Genomic DNA, 17,800 nt, shown 5'->3' with positions numbered 1-17,800 from the left:
TATGAGCGGAGCCAGCGACGGTTCCGTGCTGCCGGATGCTGAGTACCTCGTACTCGCCAGCCGGCTCATCCCCGATCTGGACGGCGGTTTCACAATCGCCGTGCTCCGTCGTGCGCGGGATATGGCTGCGGCCGGTGCACGCGTCCGCGTTCTCACCGTAGATCCTGGAACCGCTGAGGATCACGACGCGCACCGTGCCGAGTGGCGCCGCCGCGGCCTGCTGCCGGATGGCGTCGAGCTGCGCAATCTCTTCGACGATGCCAGAGCAGATTCCGGGTGGCTGCGTGCCGCGGCTGTTCTGCTCGGCGCGGACGGCATCGGCGACGTTGGTGAGCGACGCGTCATTTTGGATGCTGCCGGGCACACGGTGCTGGAGCTTCCTGTCATCGCCGGCGACCCGAACTGGCATCTGAGTGAAGCGCCGGTCATCGTCTGGGATGCGGACGGGCCCATCGGTTCGTTGGCTGGTTTCGGGGCGCTCTACCGGGCATGGGTGAACGCCGTCACCGCGGCTTCAGATGGTGCCCCGGTTGTGATCTGCGAGGCGCGTCAGGTTGGCGAGCTGCTCGTCGCCGATGCGGCTCCGCTTCTGCATCCTGCGGTGCGTGTGTTGCACGCCACGCACGCCTGCCACGTGCAGGCGCCGTATCACTGGGATTCACCGATGGATGCCGCCTGGACGCGGTGGCTCGCTATCGCCGATCGCTTCGACGGCGTGCTCTGGCTCACTCCCTCTCAGCAGGCGGATGTGGAACGGCGCATCGGGTCGGGCATCCGGTCTGCGGTCGTGCCGCACCCGGTACCGGTCACCGGTTCGAACGATCCTGTGCCGGGTCGCCTGGCGATGATGTGCTCGCTCATTCCTCGCAAGCGCGTCGACCATGCGATCCGCGCGATGGAGCGTGTTCGTCAAGTCGTGCCGTCGGCGCGGCTGCATGTGTATGGCGGGGGAGGTCTGCGCGACGCGCTGGAACGGCTGAGCGTTGAGCATGGCGTCTCCAAGGATGTTGTCCTCCACGGGCACATGGCTGATCTTGAGGATGCGTGGAGCGAAGCGGATGCCTTCGTGCTGACGAGCGCGAACGAGGGCCAGGGGCTGGTCGTGCTCGAAGCGCTCGGACACGGCGTTCCCGTCGTGTCCTATGACATGCCATACGGCCCGGGGGACACCCTTGCCCAGGGCGGTGGCATCCTCGTGCCCGACGGCAACATTGATGCTCTCGCATCCGCACTGATCGAAGTGATCGGCGCCCGTGATCGCCGGACCGTCCTCGCCACCGAAGCGCGCTCAGCTGCCGCGACCATGGATCCGGCAGCATCCATGGCGGCGCTCGGCGCTGCGGTACGGGATGCCCTCAGTGCCCCTGTGTCGCGCCCTGGGCGCTGAGCTCTCTTCTTTCGCGTGCACGGATCTCGCAGAACAACACGAATCTCGCAGATTTCTCGGCAATCCCTGCGCAATTAGTGCTGTTCTGCGAGCAGCCGGGAGGCTTCATGTGCTTCTTCTCGGGCAGCGGATGTGTTCAAGCGCGACGTAGTGTTCTGGACATGGACAGTAACGAGGACACGGAGCAAGATCGGCACCCGAAGGGAAGCCGGGTCGGGTACGGCCTCGTGCTCGGTCTCTTCATCGGCGCTGCGCTGGGGCTTATGGTAGACAACCTCGCGTTTGGGGCAGGTATTGGACTCCTCGTCGGGATCGTGGTCGGAAGTCTCCTCGATGCCCACGAAAACAGCAGCGAGGAGTAACTCATCGAAGCCCTCAGAATGAGGTTGCGGGCGCGGGCCCAGACTGGGATGATGCTTGCCTGCGAGAGCGCACGGGAGGTCGAGAGATGCGAGATGGTGCGGCCGGTTCGATCTGGTTCCGTGCACTGTCGAGCGGGGATGCCGCCCTGGTGCACGACTTGCATAGGGATCCGATGACGAATGCGCACAATCCACTGGGCGCCTCACCGGACCTCCTTGCGAGCGAGAGGATGCTCGAGAACTGGTTGCAACACCGGATGGATCACGGTTTCGGCTACGAACTGGCCTTCGAGGGCAACCGACTTGCCGGGATCTGCGGCGCTCGACGTGATCTCTGGCTCAATATGCCGGTCATCAATCTCTACTGGCGTCTCCTCCCCGACTTCTGGGGAAAGGGACTCGCGGCCGATCTTGGTCGGCACGCTCTGGACATTGCGCGCTCAGCGACGCCCCTGGTCGATGAGCTGACCGTGGCGAGGATGCTGCCTGGAAACGCGGTTTCTGTGCGCGTGGCCGAGAAACTCGGCCTCACCCGCCGCAGCGACCTGGACGGCGAGGCTCACGGCGCGCACTGGATCCTGTATGCGGACAGCGGCCTGGTCCCGTAGCTCGGTTGGCGGCGACGGACTGCACGCAGGGAAGCTTCGCGCAGGAAGCGTCGCGTTGGTCTGCGGATCCCCGCACTCACGGCCCTTCTGCAAGAATCGGCTCATACCCGACATATCCCTTGTGAGCGGAGCCGTCGGCCCCGTCGTGAGGAGTGTCATGGGCCATCGACCTGACGACGCTGAGGCGTGGTTTACCTCCGAGGTCGCGGCGCATCTTGATTCGCTCTATCGCTATTTTCTGCGGCGTGCAGTCAAGCAGGATGCCGACGATCTGACTGCCGAGGTGTTCGAGATCGCGTGGCGTCGACGTGACGATATTCCCGCAGAGTGGATCTTGCCTTGGCTGTATCGTACGGCGGCTTATGTGCTCGCTAACCATCGGCGCCGGGCACACGTTGTCCCGCTTCACCTGACGGATGCGCCCATCGATGGTGACCATGCGCAGCGGATCGCCGACCGCGATGAGCTCATGCGGGCTCTCGCCGGGTTGTCGGAGCGTGACCGTGACATCTTGCTCCTGCACGCGTGGGAGGGCCTGACGGGCACCGAACTCGCCGAGGCACTCGGGATCTCTCGCTCGGGCGCGCAGGCTGCTCTTTCGCGTGCTCGGGGTCGGTTGCGAGAGCTGTGGACGCCGTTGATGCAAGATCGCGGCTCGCTCTGACATTGACCAAGTGAGACGGATGCTGTGAGGAGACGAGGGCGCACCATGCACGAACCATTCGCTGACGATGACATTCGCGCGGTACAGGCCGCGGATCCGGCCGAGGGTGCCGTCGCCTCGGCTGCGCTGCGTGCTCGGGTCGCCGGCATACCCGCTGCCGACCGCACAGTGCCGGTCCGGCACGGGCGCCGATGGCTCATGCCGATCGCTGCTGCGGGGGTGGTCCTCGCTGCGATCGGTGGCGGCTACATCTGGGGCACAGGCGGGATCCACTTCGGCCCGGCGCCGGTACTGCTTGCGGTGGAGACCGGGGCGCCGAATGACCCGGCAGCGCCCATCGAACTCGGTGACGGCACAGGCAACGGGTCGGAGCTGGATGGCGTCGAACCCCAGGTTGGAGTTCAAGCCAACGCGATGCCCGGGTTCGGCTGGTGGGGCTATCCCAACCGTCATCGCTTCATCGTGCCTGCCTTTGACCCGTCTCCGTCGCACGCCAAGGTGTTTGCCGTCGATGCGGGCGTGCAATATTCGGCGGAGGATGCTGCGCGTATGGCGAGTGTGCTCGGCGTCACGGGGGAAGTGCGGGCGAACGAGTTCGGTGGTGGATGGGTCCGCGGCGATTATTCGGGTGCCTACTTCGATCTGTCGGTGTGGGGGACAGCGAGCTTCAACAGTGGCATCCCCGATCGCGTGGTGGTCTGCGAAGACGCCGCCACCGCGTTGCATGGCCGCGAAAAGCGAAATGATGACGGCACATGGGCATTCGGCCAGGAGATGATCAGGTGTATGGCTGACACGCCATTGCCTTCTGACGAGCTGGTGCACGATTCCGTCTCTCTTTTCCTCGCCGCGATCGGCGTCGATGACGATGCCGTTGAGATCACCCTGACGCCCGATGATTCGGGAGGAAACGTCACGGCGACGGCGGCCAGGATCGTGGAGAACAACGTGACCGAGCTCGTGGCGTATGTCACCGTCTCCGCGCAAGGGATCATGAATGCATTCGGTCCGATTGGGGAGGTGGTCTCGCTCGGCGAGTACCCGATTGTGAGCCCCGCAGAGGCGGCGGCGCGCCTCAACGATCCCGCATTTTCACCGCGACTCGTCTCGGCGCCAGACCAGATCGCAGACCCCGGTGAATACATACCGCCCACGGCTCCGGCCAGGGTTCCCGATGCCGGATCCGCAGTGCCATGGAGGATCGATGAACACGAGATCGTGTCGGCACGACTGGGACTTGCACTGCTCAACGGCGAGAACGGTGAGCAATATCTAGCTCCCACGTACGAGTTCACCGCAGCCGACGACACCGTATGGAGCGTCGTCGCGCTTGCAGAAGATGAACTCGACACGACAACGACCGCGCGGGGTTAGAACGACAAGAGTCCTGGACGCAACGCAGCACGATTCCGCAGATCGAAAAACTTTTGCGGAGGTTGTCGATCTGAACTCTTCCCGTTCGACGTCTTCAGTGAGAGGGTCGAAAACGACCCCGCGATTGAAGGAGAAAAATCATGAAGTTCATGCTGATCATGCGAGCGACCGACGCGGCCGTAGAGGCGTACAAGGACGTCCCGTTCGAGCAGGTTATCGAGGCGATGGGCAAGTACAACGAGTCGATGACGAAGGCAGGTGTCCTCCTCGCGGGTGAGGGCCTGACCGACGCCGCAGAAGGCTTCGTCGTCGACTTCTCGGCAGAGGCACCCCTCATCACAGACGGCCCGTACGGCGAGACGAAGGAGCTGTTCAACGGCTTCTGGATCATTGAGGTCTCCACCCGTGAAGAGGCCGCGGAGTGGGCGGGCCGTGCCCCGCTCGGCCCCGGCTCTTTCCTCGAGGTGCGTCGTGTGACCGATGCGTCGGACTTCCCGGCCGACAACGAGTGGATCCAGAAGGAAGAGATCATGCGCGGCGAACAGGCGAAGCGCGCGCAGGCGTCGTGAGCGATCCGACACGCGATGCGATGGCGCACTCCATCGAGCAAGTGGAGCGCGCCATCGCCGCGGTCTGGCGCATCGAATCGGCCAAGATCGTCGCGACGCTCACTCGCCTGGTCAGAGACTTCAGCCTCGCCGAAGACCTCGCCCAGGAATCGCTCATCGATGCGCTGAAACAGTGGCCCGTCGAGGGTGTGCCTCGCAACCCGGCGGCATGGCTGACCGCCGTAGCCAAGCGCAAAGCGATCGACGGATGGCGCCGCCAAGAACGCTACGACGACCGCATCGCCGGGATCGCTCATGACCTCGAACGGGAGCAGGCGGATGCCGCGGATGCCGACCCCTGGGATCCCGACGTCATCGACGACGACGTGCTGCGGCTCGTCTTCGTTTCGTGCCATCCGGTGCTCGCTCGCGAAGCCCGCGTGGCTCTGACGCTCCGTGTCGTCGCTGGCCTCAGCAGCGAGCAGATCGCCCGCGCATTCCTGGTGCCGGTCGCGACGGTGCAGCAGCGCATCGTCCGGGCGAAGAAGACGCTGACGGCGGCGAATGTGCCCTTCGAGGTGCCGCCGCGCGAGGAGTATGCCGAACGACTGAGCGCGATCTTCGGCGTGCTGTACCTGATCTTCAACGAGGGGCACGCGGCGAGCAGCGGCTCGGACTGGATGCGCCCCGAACTCAGCGCCGAGGCTATCCGTCTGGCCCGCGTACTCACTTCGCTTGTGCCGAAAGAGCGCGATGCTCACAGCCTGCTGGCTCTGATGGAACTCACCGCCGCGCGTTTTCCTGCCAGGGTGGATGCGAAGGGCGAGCCGGTGCTCCTGGCCGACCAAGACAGATCGCGCTGGGACCGTAGTCGCATCACCCGCGGCCGGGCGGCGCTGGCCAAAGCCGACGCAATCGGTGGCGGACGCACTGCCTATGCGCTGCAGGCCGCAATTGCCGAGTGCCATGCGGTCGCGGCCTCCATCGATGACACCGACTGGGAACAGATCGTTGTGCTCTATGAGGCACTCGGACGCATCGCGCCCTCGCCAGTCGTCGAACTCAACAGGGCAGTCGCTGTCGCAATGGCCACTGGTCCGGCATCTGCCCTCCGCATCATCGACCAACTCGCGGCATCCGACGCTCTCAAGGGCTACCACCTGCTGCCGGCAACCCGCGGGGAAATGCTGCTGCGTCTTGGGCGCAGAGAAGAGGCGCGCTCTGAGTTCGCCACCGCCGCGAGACTCGCGGGGAACGACAGGGAGCGCGCCCTTCTGGAGGCAAAAGCCTCCGGGTCGGTCTAGTCGCTGACCTTTTTACCGCGGCCGACGATCAGACCGTAGATCAGCAGCACGATGATCGCGCCACCGATTGCGAGAGCCCAGGAGGACAGGCTCCAGAACTCGTTGATGTCGACGTTGAAGAGCAATCCGCCGAGCCAGCCGCCGAGAATTGCTCCGACGACGCCGAGGAGCAATGTGACGAACCAGCCGCCGCCCTGCTTCCCAGGCAGGATCAGTTTGGCGATCGCGCCGGCGATCAATCCGAGGAGAAGAAATGCGAGGAAACTCATGATGTAAATCCCCTTTCGTTGTGCGGTGACGTAACTATGCTCCTTTGCACAAGCGAATACCAGACCCTTGTGCGCGTGTCGCGGATATGGCAAAGGACCCCGCCTCCGAAGAGACGAGGTCCTTTGTAGATCAGCGCGACGCGGTCAGTTGCTGCCGCGGACGATCGCGATCATACGCAGGATCTCGACGTACAGCCAGACGACGGTGACCATGATGCCGAAGCCGCCGAGCCAGCCGTACTTGCGAGGAGCGCCGTTGCGCACACCCTGCTGGATCTGGTCGAAGTCCATCACCAGCGAGTACGCGGCCATGAAGACGACCAGCACGCCGAGGATGAGCCCGAGCGGGATGCCCATGATGGGCATGCTGCGCAGGCCGAATTCCTGGCCGGCCGGGAGAACATTGGTCCACATGAGCACCATGTTCAGCACGGAGAAGACGAGGTAGCCGACCATCGCGATCATGAAGATCTTCGTCATCTTCTTGGAGGCGCGGATCTTGCCGCTGGCGAAGAGCGCGAGCGTTACGCCGACGACGGAGACCGTCGCGAGAGTCGCCTGCATGACGATGCCGGGGTAGATGGTCTCGAAGAACGCCGAGATTCCACCGACGAACAGACCCTCAAGTGCTGCGTAGGCGAAGATCAGTGCAGGACGGATCTTCTTGCGTGAGGTGAAAACGATGATCATCGCGAGGACGAATCCGCCGAGCGCGCCGACGATCATGGGCAGCATGTTCGCTTGGCCGGTGGCCGGAAGCGTGCTGAGCGTCCAGACCCAGCCAACGACGGCCGTGACGAGGAGGATGGCGAAGAGACCTGCGGTCTTCCAGACGGTGTCCTCGACGGTCATCCGGTCCGTCTCGATGGCGCCGGCCGGGGGAGCGGCGTACATGCCCTCGAGCTGCGCGTTTGCTGCGGCATCCATGCCCGCGTGCGCTACAGACGCGGCCTGTGCCCCCTGCGCGGCCTGCGGGCCACCCGGGTAGGTCGCGACATTGCGCGGATCCTGCTGCTTGAACGCCGGATTGTTGAATGCGAAATTACTCATTGGTGGGCCTCACTCCGAGGGGGTATATAGGTCGCTTTCCTCCACGATACCGGGCGATCTCTCGGCATGGCGTGTTCTACGCTGAGAGCATGCCCAGGAAGTTTCCCCTCGTGATCGGTCATCGGGGCGCCCCTGGTTACCGTCCGGAGCACAGTCGGTCGTCGTATGAGCTCGCGCTGGCCATGGGCGTGGACGCTGTGGAGCCCGATATCGTCGCGACCAAGGACGGCGTACTCGTCGTTCGACATGAAAATGAGATCTCCGCTACCACGGATGTCGCGGATCACTCTGAGTTCGCCGATCGCAAGACGACCAAGCGGATCGATGGGCAGCCGCTGACCGGCTGGTTCACCGAGGACTTCACCTGGGACGAGCTCGCGACGCTGCGCGTTCGCGAACGGGTCCCCGCGCTGCGGACGTCGAGTGCCTCGTTCGACGGAGCGCAGGGCGTCCTTCGGCTCACCGACGTGCTCGATCTCGTGCGCGCAGGTTCTGCTGAGCACGGGCGTGAGATCGGCGTCGTGCTCGAGATCAAGCACGCCACGTACTTCGAGAGCATCGGACTCGATCTGGTGCCGCTGATCGTGCGAGATCTGAAGAAGGCAGGATGGGCCGAAGGGGAGTTGCCCCTCGTCATCGAGGCGTTTGAGTCCACGGTGCTCGCGCAACTGCGGGCACACGGCATCGCCGCGTCGTACATCTACCTGATCGAGGCATCCGGCCGCCCCTACGACCAGCTGGTCGCCCACGGTCGCCAGGCGGCCACCTACAAGGCGACGGTCACACCGCACGGCTTGGATGGTCTGGTCGGCAAGGTCGACGGCATCAGCGTCAACAAGCGGATGCTGTTGGCAAAGGGAAATACGATCGTCGACGATGCGCACGCCAGGGGACTCAAGGTCTTCACATGGACTGCGCGTCCGGAGAACGCCTTCCTCTCGGCGGAGTTCCGCGGCGACGGCGGTAAACCGGCGTTCGGGGACTACGAGTCGGAGTGGGCCGTGATCGCCCGCACCGGCGTGGATGGGGTCTTCGTCGATCACCCCGATCTTGGAGTGGCGTTCTTCCGCGGCTGAGCGTCTGCCGCGAGTCCTGAGACGCGGCATCGCCGAGATGCCAGACTGACGGCATGAGTGGAATCGTCGCTGATGGTGTCAGCAGATCCTTCGGTACGGTGCAGGCTGTCCGAGACGCGAGTTTCCAGGCGGCGCCGGGACGGGTGACGGGCCTGATCGGTCCGAACGGTGCAGGAAAGACCACGCTGCTGCTGATGCTGGCATCCCTGCTCGCGCCTGATACCGGAACGATCCGCATCGGGGACATCGACCCGCTCGCCGATCCGCTGGGTGCACGTCGCCAGCTCGGCTGGATGCCGGACGCCCTCGGCGCCTGGCCCTCCCTCACTGCACGGGAGACGATCGTCATGACCGCACGGCTCTATGACATCGACAGGCCGGTGGCGCAGGCGCGTGCCGCTGAACTTCTGACGCTGGTTGGTCTCGCCGAGCTTGCGGATGCGCCGGCGAAGGTGCTCTCGCGCGGACAGAAGCAGAAACTCGGCCTGGCCCGCGCGCTCGTGCACGCCCCTCAGGTGCTGCTGCTGGATGAGCCGGCATCCGGTCTCGATCCGGAAGCACGCGTGCAGCTGCGTGTGTTGCTGCGCAGACTCGCAGGCGAAGGGCGCACGGTGCTGATCTCGAGTCACATCCTCTCCGAGTTGGAGGAGGTGATCGACGACGCGGTGTTCCTCGTTGCCGGATCAGTTGTCGATGCCGCGCCGTCGCAGACCGCGGTCCGCGCCTGGCGTATTCGTCTCGCCGGCTCGGTGGAGTCGCAGTTGCGTGTTGACGCTGGGCGGGTGGCCGCAGCGCTGAGCATGGCACCGGAGTCGCTTGGCGTAGACCGAACCGCTCTGCTTGTCGGATTCGATACTGAGCTGGCTGCGGCCGATGGCCTGCGCAGGATGGTCGAAGCCGGTCTTGCGGTGAGCGAGTTCGCGCCCGCGCAGAGCGCGCTGGAGCATACGTTCCTCAATCTGCCACGGACGGAGGCCGGATCATGACCATCGCGCATATCGGAACTGTCGCCCGTCTGGAACTCATGCAACGCCTTCGCAGCGTCGGCTGGTACGTGCTGCTCGGGATCTTCGCCGTGATTCTGCTCGCCGTCACCGGTCTTGCTTTCGCGGTGTATTCGTATAACGGAGCGACCGGCGCGGGGGTCTACTCGATCGTCGTCAACGTCGTGCTGCTGCTCGTCGTGCTCGTCTCTCCGACACTCAGCGGGAATGCGATCAATGGTGATCGTGAGGCCGCAACGCTGGCCGCTGTGCAGGTGACGGCCGTATCCACGGGCGACATCATGATCGGCAAGCTTCTCGCGGCGGTCGCTACCGGCGGGGTCTTCCTGCTGGTCGCGCTGCCGTTCCTGGCCGTCTCGCTGTTCGGAGGCGGGGTACGCCCGGCGACTTTTGCGGTGTCGCTGCTCGTGCTTGCCGCCGAGATCATCATCGTCGCAGCCGTCGGTGTGGGGCTGAGCGGGCTCATCGCCCGCCCGCTCTTTTCCGTGGCCGCGACCTATCTCGTCGTGGCTGCGCTGACGATCGGTACGCTCATCGCATTCGGCCTGGGCGGAACGGCGCTGCGCAGCGAGGCCACCAGCTACCACCGACCCTACGACAACGCCGGAAACGTGGACTGCGAACGGTGGGAGACCAGTACCTACGAGACGCCCCGATTCGATCGAGTCTGGTGGGCGCTCGCAGCCAACCCCTTCGTGGTTCTGGCGGATGCCACCCCGACGGTGTTCGATTCGAACGGATGGCCCGTCGACCTGTTCGGCCAGATCAAGTACGGTCTGCGCAGCGCACAGCAGTCGCCCACGGAATATCGCTGGGATGAGTGCGCGCCGATGGGGCCCGACGCCACACCCACGGCGGAGGAAGTCATCAACAACAGCGTGCCGAGCTGGTTCGTCGGTCTCGGCATCCAGATCGTAATCGCCGGCGGACTGTTCGCCGGTGCATGGGCGCGCACGCGCACACCGGCACGGATGCTTCCGCCGGGCACACGCATCGCCTGAGCCGTCGGCGCAGCCCGGCGCTGCCGGACAGCGGCTATTCACCTCGCGTACACCGTGCCGACGTGGAGATTTAAGCGCGACTCGATGGTCTGGACGTATCCCGTCCGCCTCTTGACCATGGAGTCATATGTCCCGCCTGCAACGCGGACTCGCGACGACAGCGGTGTGCGCACTCAGCGCTGCTCTGCTGCTCGCTGTTCCCACCTCTGCCCTCGGCGCTGAGCCTGAGACACCCGCCTCGGGTGTCGTCCTCAACGAGATCATCTACGACGAGATCTCCGGCTACACCGACCGCGTCGAGATCTACAACGCCAGCATCGAGACCGTTGCGATCGGGGGATGGACGATCTCTGACGACAAACGTGATCGATTCAGCATGCCCTTCGCTGACGGCACGACGCTCGCGCCCGGCGGGTTCGCGATGCTCGTCACCGATGTCGATTTCGACTTCGGTCTGGGCAAGGGTGATGAAGTTGTTCTGTACGACGCCGACAGTGCTGAGATCGACTCCTACCTTTATGAGAACACTTCACCGATCGCGACCTTCGCACGTTGCCCCGACGGTACGGGCGAGTGGGCGCACGCGACCACGGCGACGCCTGGCACTGCCAACGACTGCACGGTACCGACGGTCCCCGGATCAATCGTGCTCAATGAGGTTGACTCTGGGCCTGCCGACTGGGTGGAGCTGTACAACCCGGGAACCGAATCTTTCGACATCTCGGGCTACGAGATCCGCGACAACTCCGACGATCACCGCTGGGCGTTCCAGGCCGACACATTGATTGCGGGCGGCGAGTTCCTCGTGGTCGAGGCTTCCTCGCTCGGCATGGTCGACGGACAGCTCACGCGATTCGACGCCCCGATCGGCATCGGCAGCACCGACGAGATCCGCCTCTTCGATTCGGCCGGCACACTGACCGATCGGACCGGCGCATGGGAAGGCCACGCCAACATCGACGGTGACGAGATCGCGGCCACACTCGCGCGCTGCCTCGATGGCGTCGGCACCTTCGTTCTCGCGTATGCGACACCCGGTGCGGCTAACAACTGCGTCCCGCCGACGATTGCCATCAACGAGATCGACTCGAACGGTGCACCAGACTGGGCCGAGATCGTCAACACCGGCACCACGCCGATCGACATCTCCGGCTGGACCCTGATGGATAACGACGCGGCCGGTCACGCCGCGGATGTGCACCCTTTGGCCGAGGGCACGATCATCGAGCCCGGTGCGTACTTCGTCTTCAACGGCACCGATCACTTCACGTTCGGTCTCGGCAACGGTGACACGGTCACCATCCGCAACGCGGATGGCCTTACCGTCGCGGAGCACGCCTACGCCAGCCACGCAGAGGGATTCTGGGCGCGCTGCGAGGATGGCACGGGCGACTTCGTCGACGTCGCCGTGGGTACACCCGGCATCCGGAACGCCTGCGGGAACCCGGTTCGCATCAACGAGGTCGAATCCGACGGTGAGCCCGACTGGGTGGAACTCGTCAACCCGACCGACGCCGCACTCGACGTCTCCGGCATCGTCGTGAAGGATGACGACGACTCGCACGAGCACGTGATCTCTGAAGGCACCAGCATCCCGGCGAGCGGTTACCTCGTGCTCGACGCGCTCGGGTTCGGAATCGGCAAGGACGACACAGTCCGCGTCTTCGATGGCGACCAGCTGGTCGATTCGACCTCGTGGGGCGAGGGCCATGCGGCCACGACCTGGGGCCGATGCCCCGACTCCAACGGTCCCTTTGCCGTGACTGCGGAGTCCACTCCTGGTGCGGCCAACGTGTGCGTGGGAGAGGTTGCGGTCTCGCTGTGGCCCGGTTCCGCAGACGTGCGGGTGCTTGACACCGTGCCGACCTTCCTGGAGGACAGCTCCGGACTCGACATCCAGGAGACTGCCGACGGTGCATTCCTCTGGGCCGTCGACAACGGCGAAGGACGCATCTGGAAGCTTGAGGCCTCGGCCGATGGCTCGGTCACGCTCGTCGAAGGCTGGGCAGACGGCAAGCGCGTGCGCTTCCAGAAGGATGCGGATGCGCCCGACGCAGCCGGTCCTGACACCGAAGGCATCACCGTTGACGGTGACGGCCTCGTCTATGTGGCATCCGAGCGCGACAACAGCGTGAAGGGCGTCAACCAGAACAAGGTGCTGCAGGTCGATCCTGACTCGTCAGAGGGCGATCTCATCGCGCTGAACGAGTGGGACCTCACCGGTTTGCTTCCTGCAGTCGGTGCGAACCTCGGCATCGAGGCGGTCGAATGGGTATCGGATGAGGTGCTCGCCGGCAAGCTTTTCGACGACAACGCGCAGGCGGCCTACGATCCGGCGGCGTACTCGGGAGCCGGCCTGTTCTTCGTTGCGGTTGAGGACGGCGGCGGGGTGTTCGCCTTCGCGCTCGCCGCGGATGGCTCGGCGCAGCTCGTCTCGACGATCGATCCCGGGCTCGCCGGAGTTATGGGCCTGGATTACGATTCGGTTCTTGGCGTGCTGTGGGCCGTGTGTGACGACGGATGCCACGGGCGTTCAGCCCAGATCACGCTGAACGGAACGGCTGATCCTGGCATCGCACACTTCGCTCCGCCGGCGGGTCTGCCCGACATCAACAACGAAGGCTTCGCCACGGCGCCGGCCTCGCTCGCAGTGGACGGTGACCGCCCGGTGTGGTGGTTCGCCGATGGCTACGCCTCTGAGGCGCTGCGCACCGGCACGCTGCCTGGTGTCGTCGAGCCGGCCGAGCCGGCCGAGCCGGCCGAGCCGACTGAACCGGGTGAGCCGGGTCAGCCGACCGAACCGACCGAACCGACCGAGCCGACCGAACCGACCGAGCCGACTGAGCCGGCGGAGCCTGGTCAGCCTGGTCAGCCTGGTCAGCCGACGGAGCCTGGTCTGCCGGCCGAGCCGACTGAGCCTGGCATCCCGGGAACTCAGACCCCGCCGCTGCCCGGTGCCGATCTCGTCGACGGAAATCGGGGTGGTGTGACAGTGGACCCCGCTGTCGCAGCGCCCGGCGACCGCGTGACGATCACGGTCGCCGCGCAGCACGCCGGCGTGGACGTCGCTGTCTGGATGTACTCCGACCCGGTATTGCTCGCCAACGGAACCTTGAACGCATTGGCCTCGATCAGCGTCAGCATCCCGAAGGATGCTTCTGTCGGGGTGCACCGGATCGCGGTCTACTCGGTGGCAGGTGACCTGCTCGGCTGGGTGGACATCCAGGTTGATCCAGACGGCGCGCTGGCGGCCACAGGCTCCGAGCTACCGGTCGGCAGCGCCGTACTGGCGCTCGGGCTGCTGCTCGCGGGCGCGCTCGCAGTGACCCTGCGGCGCCGCACACACCGGGCCTGACAACAACGGTAGAGGCGCGAGGAATCGATCGTTCCTCGCGCCTCTGTCGTCGCATCCGAATTGAAAGGCATATATATACTTAGGGTGATATGCTCAGGCATATGCGTACCACAGTCATTCTTCCCGACGAGCTCTATCGTCAAGTGAAGGAGCGTGCCCGCCGCGACAACCGCACCATGACGTCTTTCCTTGAAGAGGCGTTGCGGCGGGCGCTCGCAGAGAACGGTGAAGCCAGGCCCGACTTCCGGCTTCAGGCTTTCCGTCCGGCGGTCGGGGCTCGCGGGGTGCAGCCTGGTGTCGACCTCAACAGCAACGCCGCGCTCGAAGACCTGATGGACGCGGACGACTTCACTGTCAAGAGCATTCGTGCTCAGCAGGCGGCTCGTGCATGAAGATGCCCGATGTGAACGTTCTTGTCCACGCCCACCGGCACGACTCGGTCGAGCACGAGTGGTTGGCACCCTGGTTGCAGGAACACGTGAATGCGGATGAGCAGCTCGGTCTTGCGGATTCCGTCATCTCTGGATTCGTTCGAGTTACGACCCACCCGCGGATCTTCTCGGAGCCCACGCCGCTCGTCGTTGCCCTCGAGCAGATCGAGGCGCTCCTCCAGCATCCAGGGGTCACACGAATCAGCGCGGGGACGCGGCACTGGGAGATCTTCTCCGGACTATGCAGGGGTGCCGATGCGCGCGGAAACCTGATCAGCGATGCCGCTCATGCGGCGGTCGCGATCGAGCACAGCGCCACGTTCGTCACCCTCGACCGAGACTTCGCGCGATTCCCCGGGCTGCGCTGGGAAGTTCCGCCGACCTGACGCGCATCACTTTGTGTCGAACGGTCCCCGACGCGTGGAAACGATGTCCTTGCCGAGCGGCATGAGCGAGATCGGTACCATCTTGAAGTCGGCGATGCCCATCGGGATGCCGATGATCGTCACGCACAGCGCGATGCCTGAGACGATGTGCGCGATGGCAAGCCACCAGCCGGCGAGGATCACCCAGACCACGTTGCCGAGGAACGCACCCACGCCGCTCTTCGGCTTGTCAACGATCTGGCGTCCGAACGGCCAGAGCGCGTAACCGGCGACGCGGAAAGAAGCGATCCCCCAGGGGATCGTGACGATCAGCACGCACAGGATGATGCCGGCGAACATGTATCCCAGAAACAGCCAGAAACCGGACAGGACCAGCCAGATGATGTTGAGGATCGTGCGCATGTGAATGATTGTGGCACCCGCGGATGGGAACGCGCCAGGGACAGTAACGTCGGTGCCGCCGCTTAGACTCGAATAGCCATGACCGACGCCCCTCTCATTGTCCCCGGAACCGCTGGCCCTCACTCTTCGGAGCAGGGAAACCAGGACGACCTCCTTGCAGGTCTGAACCCTCAGCAGCTCGATGCGGTGACCCATCGCGGACCCGCGCTGCTCATCGTCGCTGGCGCCGGCTCCGGCAAGACCAGCGTGCTCACCCGCCGCATCGCCTCGCTCCTGCGAGGCCGTGAGGCGTGGCCGAGCCAGATTCTTGCGATCACCTTCACGAACAAGGCAGCGGGTGAGATGCGAGAGCGCGTCTCAGCGATCGTTGGCGAAGCCGCCCGCGGCATGTGGATCTCGACCTTCCACTCCGCCTGCGTGCGCATCCTCCGTCGCGAAGCAGAGCAGTTCGGTTTCACCAAGGCGTTCACGATCTACGACTCCGGCGACTCGCGCGCGCTGATCAAACGTTTGGTCAAGGAACATCAGGCCGATGCGTACGGGTTGACCCAGGCATCCGTGATGTCACGTATCTCGAAGTTGAAGAACGAGCTGGCGGATGCCGAGTCCTACGCGCGCGATGCGAATATGAGCGACCCGGCCGAGCGGATGTTCGTTGAGATCTTCGCCGATTATCAGCGCAACCTGCGCAAGGCCAACGCCTTCGACTTCGACGACCTGATCGGGCAGACGGTCTACCTGTTCCGCGCGTTCCCGAAGGTCGCTGACACCTATCGCCGGCGCTTCCGGCACATCCTGGTCGACGAGTATCAGGACACAAACCACGCTCAGTACTCGCTCATCCACGAGCTGACGCGCCCGGTATCTGCCTCGGCGCCAGACCCGTATGCCTCTGACGGCATGATGATCTTCGAACCTGAAACAGCGCCCGAATTGGAAGGCGCATCGCTCACCGTCGTCGGCGACTCCGACCAGTCGATCTACGCGTTCCGCGGTGCGGATATCCGCAACATCAGCGAGTTCGAGCGCGATTTCCCCGGGGCGAAGGTGGTGCTGCTCGAGCAGAACTACCGCTCGACGCAGAACATCCTCTCGGCTGCGAACGCCGTGATCGGCAACAACTTCGACCGCAAGGACAAGAAGCTCTGGAGCGACAAGGGTGCAGGCGACAAGATCGTCGGGTTCACCGGTTACTCGCAGCACGATGAGGCTCAGTTCGTCGCCGACGAGGTCGACGCGATGCATCGAGCCGGCATGCCGTACTCCGAGATGGCCGTGTTCTATCGCACCAACTCGCAGTCACGTGCGCTGGAGGAGATCTTCATTCGCTCGGCCGTGCCGTACAAGATCATGGGCGGCACGAAGTTCTACGAGCGCGCCGAGATCAAAGACGCACTCGCCTACCTCGTCTCGGTCGCGAACCCGGCAGACGAGATGGCGGTGCGGCGCGTTCTGAACAGACCCCGCCGCGGCATCGGCGACGTCACTGAGACAGCGATCGCGCGCTTCGCTGAAGACAACGCGATCAGCTTCCGCGAAGCGCTGTCGGTTCCGGCTCAGCTCGGGGTCGGTCCGAAGATACAGGCTGCGATCGGTCAGTTGGATGCAGTGCTGAAGGAAGCGACGGCACTCATGCTGCCCGCCTCCGGCGAGGTGCCAGCACCCACGGTGGTCGCCGACGGCCTCAACCTGCTGCTTGCCAAGAGTGGCTATCTCGATTCGCTGCGGGCCAGTCGCGATCCACAAGACGAGGCACGCGTCGAGAACCTGGATGAGTTCGTCGCCGTCGCTCGCGACTTCGCACGCAATAATCCCGATGGCACGCTCATCGACTTCCTCACTGAGGTGACACTGGTCTCCGCCGCGGATGATCTGGACGACGAGTCCGGGTCGGTGTCGATGATGACGATGCACACGGCAAAGGGCCTCGAGTACGATGCCGTCTTCGTCACGGGCGTTGAAGAAGACCTCATCCCGCACCGCATCTCGGCGGGGGAACCTGGCGGACCACAGGAAGAACGGCGGCTGTTCTACGTCGGCATCACCCGTGCACGCAAGCGTCTGCACCTGTCTCTCGCGATGACACGTGCACAGTTTGGTGAGGTGACCGTCGCCATGCCAAGCCGGTTCCTGCAAGAGATTCCGGCCGATCTCGTCGACTGGCGCCAGTCGCCCGGAGACGTAAACTCTCGCGGCGGCTCGCAGTCGCGCGCGCTCAACGCGCGGCGTGGCGGTGGCTACGGCGGCGGCGGTTTCGGCAGCGGTGGATCAAGCAATAACGACCGATTCGCCGTCAAGCCGCTGGGCTCGCGTGACGGGCTCAAGCCTCTGTCGACATCGATGGACAAGTTCCCCAACACAGTCACCAGCAAGGTACGCGACAACGGTGATCTCGAACTCACAGTGGGCGAACGCATCCGGCACGCTGACTTCGGTGAGGGACGAGTGGATGCCGTGACCGGCGAGGGGGCGAAGCGCATAGCCCACGTACGCTTCGACTCCGCCGGGTTGAAGAAGCTCCTCATCAAGATCGCCCCGATCGAGAAGCTGTAGCCCGCACGGCTCGCGCTACCCGAGTG

General features: G+C 64.6%; 17 protein-coding genes. 14 read left to right on the top strand and 3 right to left on the bottom strand.

Going from position 1 to position 17,800, the window contains the following annotated elements; translation table 11 throughout:
- The first annotated feature begins 1 nt into the window (after position 1).
- From ACSU04_RS06375 to ACSU04_RS06345, 7 genes are all read left to right on the top strand, one after another.
- Positions 2 to 1,387: a glycosyltransferase gene (locus ACSU04_RS06375; protein WP_439288803.1), complete on the top strand. Its 1,386-nt coding sequence runs from the start codon at positions 2 to 4 to the stop codon at positions 1,385 to 1,387.
- Positions 1,388 to 1,548: 161 nt separating this feature from the next.
- Positions 1,549 to 1,749 carry a hypothetical protein gene (locus ACSU04_RS06370; RefSeq protein ID WP_439288802.1) on the top strand — a complete coding sequence of 67 codons (201 nt, stop codon included), beginning with the start codon at positions 1,549 to 1,551 and terminating at the stop codon, positions 1,747 to 1,749.
- Positions 1,750 to 1,835: 86 nt separating this feature from the next.
- On the top strand, positions 1,836 to 2,357 hold the full coding sequence (locus ACSU04_RS06365) for a GNAT family N-acetyltransferase (RefSeq protein ID WP_439288801.1): 522 nt from the start codon (positions 1,836 to 1,838) through the stop codon (positions 2,355 to 2,357).
- A 157-nt stretch (positions 2,358 to 2,514) separates the two neighbouring features.
- Positions 2,515 to 3,021, top strand: coding sequence for an RNA polymerase sigma factor (locus tag ACSU04_RS06360; protein WP_439288800.1), 507 nt, complete (start codon positions 2,515 to 2,517; stop codon positions 3,019 to 3,021).
- A gap of 45 nt (positions 3,022 to 3,066) precedes the next feature.
- Positions 3,067 to 4,395, top strand: coding sequence for a hypothetical protein (locus tag ACSU04_RS06355; protein WP_439288799.1), 1,329 nt, complete (start codon positions 3,067 to 3,069; stop codon positions 4,393 to 4,395).
- Between the two features lie 140 nt (positions 4,396 to 4,535).
- Positions 4,536 to 4,964, top strand: a complete 429-nt coding sequence (locus tag ACSU04_RS06350; RefSeq protein ID WP_439288798.1) for a YciI family protein — start codon at positions 4,536 to 4,538, stop codon at positions 4,962 to 4,964.
- A 20-nt stretch (positions 4,965 to 4,984) separates the two neighbouring features.
- Positions 4,985 to 6,247: an RNA polymerase sigma factor gene (locus tag ACSU04_RS06345; RefSeq protein WP_439289434.1), complete on the top strand. Its 1,263-nt coding sequence runs from the start codon at positions 4,985 to 4,987 to the stop codon at positions 6,245 to 6,247.
- Here ACSU04_RS06345 and ACSU04_RS06340 read toward each other — a convergent pair.
- Both ACSU04_RS06340 and ACSU04_RS06335 read right to left on the bottom strand, forming a co-directional pair.
- Positions 6,244 to 6,516, bottom strand: a complete 273-nt coding sequence (locus ACSU04_RS06340) for a GlsB/YeaQ/YmgE family stress response membrane protein (RefSeq protein WP_439283965.1) — start codon at positions 6,514 to 6,516, stop codon at positions 6,244 to 6,246. The two genes, ACSU04_RS06345 and ACSU04_RS06340, sit on opposite strands and share 4 nt — an antisense overlap.
- 144 nt (positions 6,517 to 6,660) lie before the next feature.
- Positions 6,661 to 7,566 carry a Bax inhibitor-1/YccA family protein gene (locus tag ACSU04_RS06335; RefSeq protein WP_439288797.1) on the bottom strand — a complete coding sequence of 302 codons (906 nt, stop codon included), beginning with the start codon at positions 7,564 to 7,566 and terminating at the stop codon, positions 6,661 to 6,663.
- An 89-nt stretch (positions 7,567 to 7,655) separates the two neighbouring features.
- On the opposite strand from ACSU04_RS06335, the gene ACSU04_RS06330 reads away from it, so the two are divergent.
- The 6 genes from ACSU04_RS06330 to ACSU04_RS06305 all read left to right on the top strand — a co-directional run bounded on the left by ACSU04_RS06330 (position 7,656) and on the right by ACSU04_RS06305 (position 14,819).
- Positions 7,656 to 8,642 (top strand): glycerophosphodiester phosphodiesterase family protein, encoded by a 987-nt coding sequence (locus ACSU04_RS06330; protein WP_439288796.1) that lies wholly within the window; start codon positions 7,656 to 7,658, stop codon positions 8,640 to 8,642.
- Positions 8,643 to 8,695: 53 nt separating this feature from the next.
- Positions 8,696 to 9,628 (top strand): ABC transporter ATP-binding protein, encoded by a 933-nt coding sequence (locus ACSU04_RS06325; protein ID WP_439288795.1) that lies wholly within the window; start codon positions 8,696 to 8,698, stop codon positions 9,626 to 9,628.
- Complete coding sequence (locus ACSU04_RS06320; RefSeq protein ID WP_439283957.1) at positions 9,625 to 10,647, top strand: ABC transporter permease; 1,023 nt, start codon at positions 9,625 to 9,627, stop codon at positions 10,645 to 10,647. Before ACSU04_RS06325 ends, ACSU04_RS06320 begins: the two co-directional genes overlap by 4 nt.
- Before the next feature lie 127 nt (positions 10,648 to 10,774).
- Positions 10,775 to 14,002: a lamin tail domain-containing protein gene (locus ACSU04_RS06315; RefSeq protein ID WP_439288794.1), complete on the top strand. Its 3,228-nt coding sequence runs from the start codon at positions 10,775 to 10,777 to the stop codon at positions 14,000 to 14,002.
- Positions 14,003 to 14,103: 101 nt separating this feature from the next.
- The gene (locus ACSU04_RS06310; protein WP_439288793.1) at positions 14,104 to 14,394 is read left to right on the top strand and encodes a ribbon-helix-helix protein, CopG family; all 291 of its coding nucleotides are present in this window, start codon (positions 14,104 to 14,106) and stop codon (positions 14,392 to 14,394) included.
- The gene (locus ACSU04_RS06305) at positions 14,391 to 14,819 is read left to right on the top strand and encodes a type II toxin-antitoxin system VapC family toxin (protein WP_439288792.1); all 429 of its coding nucleotides are present in this window, start codon (positions 14,391 to 14,393) and stop codon (positions 14,817 to 14,819) included. The genes ACSU04_RS06310 and ACSU04_RS06305 overlap by 4 nt, the downstream gene beginning before the upstream one ends.
- 6 nt (positions 14,820 to 14,825) lie before the next feature.
- Here ACSU04_RS06305 and ACSU04_RS06300 read toward each other — a convergent pair whose 3' ends face one another.
- Positions 14,826 to 15,221: a YccF domain-containing protein gene (locus tag ACSU04_RS06300; RefSeq protein ID WP_439283951.1), complete on the bottom strand. Its 396-nt coding sequence runs from the start codon at positions 15,219 to 15,221 to the stop codon at positions 14,826 to 14,828.
- Positions 15,222 to 15,299: 78 nt separating this feature from the next.
- Between ACSU04_RS06300 and ACSU04_RS06295 the strand changes: the two genes are divergently transcribed.
- Positions 15,300 to 17,774 carry an ATP-dependent helicase gene (locus ACSU04_RS06295; protein ID WP_439288791.1) on the top strand — a complete coding sequence of 825 codons (2,475 nt, stop codon included), beginning with the start codon at positions 15,300 to 15,302 and terminating at the stop codon, positions 17,772 to 17,774.
- Positions 17,775 to 17,800 lie beyond the last annotated feature (26 nt).

This window comes from Microbacterium sp. A84 (assembly GCF_051842815.1).
Taxonomy (GTDB): Bacteria; Actinomycetota; Actinomycetes; order Actinomycetales; family Microbacteriaceae; genus Microbacterium.
The sequence above is the reverse complement of the archived record's forward strand: the minus strand, read 5'-3'. Positions and strand labels throughout refer to the sequence as shown.